We start from the raw sequence: 7433 nt of genomic DNA on the forward strand, positions 1-7433 counted from the left end.
GTGATCTGGACTCGGCCGGAGCGCTCGCGATGACCGCCACAGTCCCGAACATCGGGACCCCGGACAACCCGCCGGCGGCGGGGTCGACCGGCACCCGCCGGTGGCGCCTGGTGGTGGTCGTCGTCGTGGTCCTCGGCGCGGTCGCCATCCTCGCCGTCGCCGGGCTCAACCGCACCCTGGTCTACTACCGCACCCCCACCGAGCTGCTGCACGACCAGACGCTGGTCGGCAAGCAGGTCCGAGTGGGTGGGCTGGTCGCCCCCGGCAGCCTGCAACGCGACGGGCAGGTGGCGCGGTTCACCCTCACCGACGGGGTGACCGACGTGCCCGTCGTCTTCACCGGCCCGATTAACGGGGTTTTCGCCGCCGGCCGCGACGCGCTGGTCGACGGCCGGTACACCTCCGCCGGAGTCCTGGACGGCGACGAGCTGATAGTCAAGCACGACAACACCTACCGCGGTCCGGACGGAAAGCGCTACACCCCACCGACCATCGGCGCTGCACCGGCCGGGACCGGCAGGGGCGGCCGGTGACCGCCGCCGTCGGTCAGGCGGCGCTGGCCGCCGGCCTGGTGGCCTGTCTCCTCGCCGGGATGTGGTGGGGACAGTTCGCGGCCGGTCTGCAACGTGGCCGGCCGGCACCGGCGCGGGTCGCCGAGCTCGCCCCGACCGTCACCGGCGGCGCCTTCGCCGCCGCCGTGGTGGCGGCCGGTGCGATGGAGTGGGCGCTGCTCACCCATGACTTCTCCATCCGCTACGTCGCGGAGAACGGCTCCCGCGCGCTGCCGACCTACTACACCGTCATCAGCCTGTGGGCGGCGCTGGCCGGCTCGCTGCTGCTGTGGCTGGTGCTGCTGACCGCGGTCACCGTCGCCGTCACCCGCAGCGCCCGCCGCCAGCTGTCCGCGCTGCACGGCTGGGCGCTGGCGGTGCTCAATCTCGTCGGCGCCTTCTTCTTCGGCCTGGCCCTGTTCGCGGGGGACGCCTTCGCCACCGTTTCCCCTGTCCCGGCGGATGGACCGGGACCGAATCCGCTGCTGCAGGACCATCCACTGATGGGGGTCCATCCTCCGCTGCTCTACGTGGGCTATGTGACCCTGACCGTGCCGTTCGCCTACGCCCTCGCCGCGCTGATCACCGGGCAGACCGGGCCGGTGTGGGTGGCCGCGGTGCGCCGCTGGACGCTGACCGGGTGGGCCGCGCTGACCGTCGCTGTGATCATGGGCGGCTGGTGGTCCTATGAGGTGCTCGGCTGGGGCGGGTACTGGGCGTGGGACCCGGTGGAGAACGCCGCCGTGGTGCCGTGGTTCGTGGCCACCGCGCTGCTGCACACCATGCTGGTGCAGGCCCGCCGGGCCACCCTGCGGGTCTGGAACCTATCCCTGGCGCTGGCCACCTATCTGCTGGTGCTCGTCGGCACGTTTCTCACCCGCAGCGGCGTGATCCAGTCGGTGCACTCGTTCACGCAGTCGGCGGTCGGCCCGGTGCTGCTGGGGTTCATCCTGGTCGCGCTTGTGGTGTCCGGGGTGCTGTTGGTGTGGCGGTCTGACCGGCTCGGCGTCGACTCTCCCCTGGGCGCGCGGCTGTCCCGGGAGAGCGTGTTCCTGGTCAACAACCTGTTGCTTGCCGCGTTGGCGCTGACGGTGCTGATCGGCACGGTGTTCCCGCTGCTGGCCGAGGCGATCGGCGGGCAGCGGCTGTCGGTCGGCGCCCCCTACTTCAACCGGATCACCGTGCCGCTGATCTTGGCCATCCTGGTGCTCATGGGAATCGGGCCGCTGGTGCCCTGGGGCAGCGCCGGCCTGCGTTCGGTGGCGCGCCGGCTAGCCGGCCCGGCCGCGGTCGCGGTCGCCACCGCCGGCGCGCTGGGGCTGGCCGGGGTCCGCGGGCTCGCGCCGCTGACAACGTTCGCCGCGGCCGCGTTCGTCGGCACCGCGATCGGCTGGCAGTACGTGGGGTCGGTGCGGCAGGTCCGCCGCCGCCAGGCCTTGTCGGCGACGGCCGCCGCGGGCCGGGTACTCAGCCGGCGGCGCCGCTTCTACGGCGGCATGCTGGTCCACGTCGGTGTGGTATTAGCCGCGGTCGCCGTGGCCGCCTCCTCCAGCTACACCACCGCGGCCCAACGCACGCTGCACATCGGGGAGTCCGTCACCGTCGGGGACTACAGCGCGACCCTGGTCGGGATCGACCGGCACCGCGACGCCCGCCGGATGTGGGTGTCCGCCCGGCTGGCGCTGTCCCACGACGGTCAGCCGGTCGGGGTGTACGCCCCGGCACTGAGCTTCTATCCGAACAGCACGCAGGCGATCGGCACCCCCTCGGTGCGCACCACCCTCGCCGGCGACGCCTACCTGACGCTGGAGCAGACCGACGACGCCCGCACCTGGGCGGTCGTCAACCTTTCCGTGCACCCCTTGGTCGTGTGGCTGTGGATCTCCGCGGTCGTGATGGCTGCCGGCGCGCTGGTCGCCGGCTGGCCCGAATCCCGGCGCCGCCGCCACCCCCTTCCCGAAGATGACCCCGCAGCCGACGCTCCGGCCGGAGCTGCGGCGGCGAAGGACGATCCCGCGCGCGACGTGGTTGCCGGAGAAGCGACCGCGGACACGCCCGGGTCCGATCGGGCCGACGAGCCCTACGCCGAGGTGCCCTGATGGCCACCAGCCCCGAGACCACGCCCACCCCGACACAGACCCCGCCGACGGCCACCGCGCCGACCGAGGCCCCCCGCCAGACCCCGCCGACGGTCGCGCCAGGTGTACAGACGCCCGCGAGCCCTGCGCCCGCCGGGACCGAGCTCACCGGGCCCGGCGTGACCAACAGGCGTCCCCGCCGGCGCCGGCGGCGGATCGTCGGCGCAGCTCTACTGGTGGGACTAGTGGCGCTGGCTGCCGTGGTCTTCAGCGTCGGTTTCGGCCGCGACCCCTCCGTGGTCCGCTCGGTGCTGATCGACAAGCCGGCGCCGCCGCTGTCGGGCACCACCCTCGACGGCGCCCCGCTGGACCTGCGCGACTACCGCGGCAAGGTCGTGATGGTCAACGTGTGGGCCTCCTGGTGCGCGGCCTGCCGCGAGGAGCACCCGGTGCTCACCGCCGCCCAACGCGGCCTGGCCGACCGGGGCCTGCAGATCATCGGCGTCGACATGAGCGACACCGTCGCCGACGCCCAGAAGTTCCTCACCGAGATGGGCGGCGCAGCCTATCCCAGCGTGCAGGATCCGAACGCGCAGATCGCGATCGCGTGGGGCACTTTCGGGGTGCCGGAGACCTACGTCCTAGACCGCGCCGGCATGATCCGGGAGAAGGCCGTCGGCGCTGTGACCCCGGACTGGATCGACGCGCACGTGGTCCCTCTCTTGGCCCCCGGGGGAGGGTCACGGTGAGTCGGCCGCACCGCCCGCGGTCACCTCAGCGGCTGCTGATCGGGCTGGCTGCCGTCGCGCTGCTGGCGCTCGGTGCGGCCGGAGTCTGGCAGGCCAGCCAGCCGGCCGGCCCGGCCACCCCGCACGAGCGGGCGGTCGCGGTGGAGCGCACCCTGCGCTGCCCGACCTGTCAGGGGCTCTCGGTCGCCGACTCGCCCAGTTCGATCGCCGCCGGCATGCGCCAGCAGGTCGAACAGCAGGTCGCCGCCGGCGCGACCGCGGACCAGATCCGCGGCTACTTCGTGAACCGCTACAGCGACTGGATCCTGCTCGCCCCGCCCCGGCGGGGTATCGGCTGGCTGCTCTGGCTGGCCCCAGCCGTGGCGCTGCTGGCCGGGGGGCTGCTCGTGGCCCGCACCCTGCGCCGCCGCGCGAGCACCGCACCCGGACGATCCGAGGAGATCCCCGCCGCCGAGCTCGACGCCGCGGCCGTCTTCGCCACCGCCCCGCCCACCGCCGACCTGGTCGAGCCGGTCGCCGCCGCGCTCGCCGACCTGCACGCCGCCCGCCTCGACGCCGACGTCGACCCGGCCGGCGAGGCAGACGTCGACGGGGCCCTGGCCCGGCTCGCCGTCGCGCTGCGCGACCACCCCGAGCCGGTCGTCGCGTCGCCGCCCGACCCCGACCACAGCCCCGAGCTCGAGCCCGCGGAGGCACTCGAACCCGGAGAGGCGCCCGCTGGCGCCGACGGCCGCCCGGCCGCACCGCGCCGGCGGGTTTCCCGCTACGCGCTGGGTGCTGCCGCGGTGCTGTTCGCCGGGCTGCTCGCCGTCACCCTGACCCGCGCGGTCGGCGACCGGCCGGCCGGTGCGGTGATCACCGGGGACTTCGCCTCCGCACCCCCCGCCGCCGCGTCCGGAGCCGCCGGCGCGCAGCTGGCCGCCCTGCGGGACGCAACCCGGGCGCGCCCGCAGGACCCGGCGGCGTGGCTTACCTACGCGACCGCGCTGGACCAGGCCGGGCAGCTGGCCGACGCGGAGCCCGCCTACCGCACCGCCCTTGCCCTCGACCCGGGCAACACCCCCGCCACCGAGCAGTACGCCTGGCTGCTCACCCGCGGTGGCGCCCCCAAAGAGGCGCTCCCCCTGCTCACCCCGCTCGCGCAGGAGCGACCCGACGACCCGCAGGTCGTCCTCCTGCTGGGCCTTGCCCAGCGCGGCGCAGGCGACCCCCAAGCCACGACGACCCTGCGCCGCTACCTGGCCCTCGCTCCCGACACCCCCCAGGCCGGGATCATCCGTGGCCTGCTGGGACAGACCCCATGACCCGGCAGCCGGCCCCCGCCGCCGCCCCGATCGCCGTGGCCGCCTTCCTGGCCCTGGCCGGCTGCGGCGCCGCAGACGCCACCACGACTTCCACGGCGGGCGCCGCCCCGGCCTCGGCGGACCTGCGGGTGGGCCTGCTGGAGTGGCAGATCGCCACCTCCAGCGCCGCGCTCAGCGCCGGCGTCGACCGGCTCACCGTCACCAACACCGGCACCACCGCCCACGACCTGCACGTGTCCGGTCCCGGCCTGCACGCGCACACCCCGCTGCTCGCCCCTGGCGGCACCGCAACCCTCACCATCACCACCCGGGCGGGGACCACCCTGACCCTGAGCTGCGAGGTGACCGGCCACGAAGAAGCCGGCATGCACACCACCCTGCGGATCGCCCGCTGACCCCCGCCTCGACCGCCCGACCGCAACCGAAGGGACCGCGATGCCCGGCCTGCGCCGCTACGACCTCATCGCCCGCGGCTACGACTTGATCTCCCTGGAGCGCTGGCTGTACGCCCGTCCGCGGGCGCGCGCGCTGGCGCTGCTGGGCGCCCAGCCCGGCGACACCGTGCTCGACCTCGGCTGCGGCACCGGCCTGAACTTCCCCGCGCTGGTCCAGGCCGTCGGGGACACCGGCCGGGTGATCGGCGTCGACGCCAGCGCAGGCATGCTCACCGCCGCCGCCGACCGCGTCCGCGGCGCCGGCTGGAACAACGTCACCCTGATCCACGACGACATCACCGACATCACCGGCGCGCTGACCCGGGGCGGCCTGAATCCCGAGGCCGTCGACGCGGTGACCGCCTGCTACGTGCTCAGCCTGCTCGACGATGACACCCCGGTCTGGCGAGCGCTGGCCGCCAGGGCCGCGACCGGGCCGTTCCGGATGGCGCTGGCCGAACTCGCCCCGCCGGACACCGCGCCGCACTGGCAGCGGCCGGGATGGCGGCTGCTGGCCCGGCTCGGCGGCGCCCGCCCCCGCGGCTCCTCGTCCCACAGCCCGTGGCGCGCCCTGCACCGGCTGGCTGGTGACGCCGTCCTCGAGGAGTTCCACGGCGGGCACGTTCGCGTCGCCGTCGGCACTCTCCGTCCGGCCCGCGTGATGTCATTCGGCCTGGACGAGACCGCCCAAGAAGGCGAGATGGCGCACCCGCGGTTCGCCCGGACCTATCTGCGGGTCAGCGAACGAGCCGACCGGCGAGGCGTCGTCGCACACCGTCGCGTCCTACTCGCCGGCCTGTCCGGCACGGTCGGCGAGGTCGGCGCCGGCAACGGGCTCAATTTCCGGCACTACCCACCCGCGGTCACCCGAGTGCTCGCGGTCGAACCCGAACCGACCCTGCGCGCCCACGCCCAACATGCCGCCGGCTCGGCCGCCGTGCCCGTGGACGTCCTCAACGGCACCGCCGACGCCCTACCGATCCCCACCGGGAGCTGCGACGCCGTCGTCGCCTCCCTCGTGCTGTGCTCGGTCCCCGACCTGCCACAGGCGCTCGCCGAGATCCGCCGGGTTCTGCGCCCCGGCGGCCAGCTGCGCTTCTACGAACACGTCCGCTCCCCCGGCCGGCTGCGCGGCCGGCTGCAGGACGCCCTCACCCCGGCCTGGGCCGCCTGCGCCGGCGGCTGCCGCCTCAACCGGGACACCGCCGCCGCCATCGCCGCCGCCGGGTTCGCCATCACCGCAATGGACCGGTTCACCTTCCGCCCACTGCCCTACGCCCCGCCGACCACGCACATCCTCGGCTGTGCGGTCCCAGCCGGAAGCCCGGCACCGGCGGCCGCGCCGTGACCGGCAGGACATGCCGCACCGGCGCCCAGCGATACCGAGCTGCGATCAGGCGGCGGGGCGGCCGGGGGCGACTCCGGCGGCGAGCCACCCGGGCGGTCCCGGCGGGCGCCCCCACTCTGCCGAGGACCGCCGGACTGGCGCGCATCGCCCTCGGCACGCTGCTTCCACGGAGCGGCCAGCTCCTGACCAACCGAGCAACCCCACCACGGCGAGCGCACCAAAGGACAAGACGGTTCCTCCCATGCTTCCCCAGCGAAAGGGGAGGTCCACCCACCAGCTGCAACCGGGCCAGCTCACCCTGCATCACCGCACCGCGGTAGCTAGAGCGCCGGTGGTTGGCCACCATGTTGCGGGCGACCAGCAGTAGCCAAGGAAGCGAGTGGCCGGGGACGTCGGCCAGCCGGATCGCGTCCCGTGGCCGGCGCGGGTAGCCAGTCCAGGATATTTCAATGCACACCGCTCCTGAGCTGCCTGCTTGGACGCAGGTCAGCACATCGTTCAGGCATCCTTAATGCGCGACTACCTCGATTAGTCTCCACTGTCGCTGAGCTGTCTTCCCAGGTCATGGCCGGGTTTGTTCCTCGATGCGCCGAGCCGTGAACGCAGTCTGGGGGTATCGGTTGGTCGGCCGCGGTGATGCACACGTACACCGCTGTCAGGCCAGATATCGAACCGGCGAGATCGGCGGGCCCGCCGCCGATCTCGCCGCGCTTCTGCCGCCCGGAAGCTCTGCGCTTTGAGCGCTAGAGCTCCGCACGATGAAGTCGAACCTTGACGATGCGGGCCGGTGTCTGGCTGTGCCGACACCGGGTGCCGTTGCTGACCGGCCCGTAGGAAGCGTCCCGCTGACGAGCTTGGTGCGCGGCCGCAATCCGGCTCATCGCGATCGAGGGTGTAGTCGGGAGCGGAAGCCGCCGGTCTCGAGTAGGGATCGGGCGATGTAGTTGGTGAGGTTGCGGAACCCGAGGG

The 7433-nt window shown here is 74.0% G+C and carries 6 protein-coding genes; all 6 read left to right on the forward strand.

Annotation, left to right across the window (positions count from 1 at the left end; genetic code table 11):
• Window positions 1–29 precede the first annotated feature (29 nt).
• From BLW04_RS20600 to BLW04_RS27685, 6 genes are read left to right on the forward strand one after another with little or no spacing between them, the layout of a single operon-like run.
• Window positions 30–533, forward strand: coding sequence for a cytochrome c maturation protein CcmE (locus tag BLW04_RS20600; protein ID WP_175484172.1), 504 nt, complete (start codon window positions 30–32; stop codon window positions 531–533).
• Entirely contained in the window at window positions 530–2650 is a 2121-nt protein-coding gene (locus BLW04_RS20605) for a heme lyase CcmF/NrfE family subunit (RefSeq protein WP_091546779.1), read from the forward strand. The genes BLW04_RS20600 and BLW04_RS20605 overlap by 4 nt, the downstream gene beginning before the upstream one ends.
• Window positions 2650–3378 carry a TlpA family protein disulfide reductase gene (locus BLW04_RS29350; RefSeq protein WP_091546784.1) on the forward strand — a complete coding sequence of 243 codons (729 nt, stop codon included), beginning with the start codon at window positions 2650–2652 and terminating at the stop codon, window positions 3376–3378. The genes BLW04_RS20605 and BLW04_RS29350 overlap by 1 nt, the downstream gene beginning before the upstream one ends.
• Window positions 3375–4682 carry a cytochrome c-type biogenesis protein CcmH gene (locus BLW04_RS20615; RefSeq protein ID WP_175484173.1) on the forward strand — a complete coding sequence of 436 codons (1308 nt, stop codon included), beginning with the start codon at window positions 3375–3377 and terminating at the stop codon, window positions 4680–4682. The genes BLW04_RS29350 and BLW04_RS20615 overlap by 4 nt, the downstream gene beginning before the upstream one ends.
• Window positions 4679–5077, forward strand: a complete 399-nt coding sequence (locus BLW04_RS20620; RefSeq protein WP_091546789.1) for a cupredoxin domain-containing protein — start codon at window positions 4679–4681, stop codon at window positions 5075–5077. The genes BLW04_RS20615 and BLW04_RS20620 overlap by 4 nt, the downstream gene beginning before the upstream one ends.
• A gap of 40 nt (window positions 5078–5117) precedes the next feature.
• Window positions 5118–6464 (forward strand): class I SAM-dependent methyltransferase, encoded by a 1347-nt coding sequence (locus tag BLW04_RS27685; protein WP_091546793.1) that lies wholly within the window; start codon window positions 5118–5120, stop codon window positions 6462–6464.
• Window positions 6465–7433: the final 969 nt, after the last annotated feature.

The sequence above is a fragment of the Modestobacter sp. DSM 44400 genome, from assembly GCF_900107175.1.
Classification (GTDB): Bacteria; Actinomycetota; Actinomycetes; order Mycobacteriales; family Geodermatophilaceae; genus Modestobacter.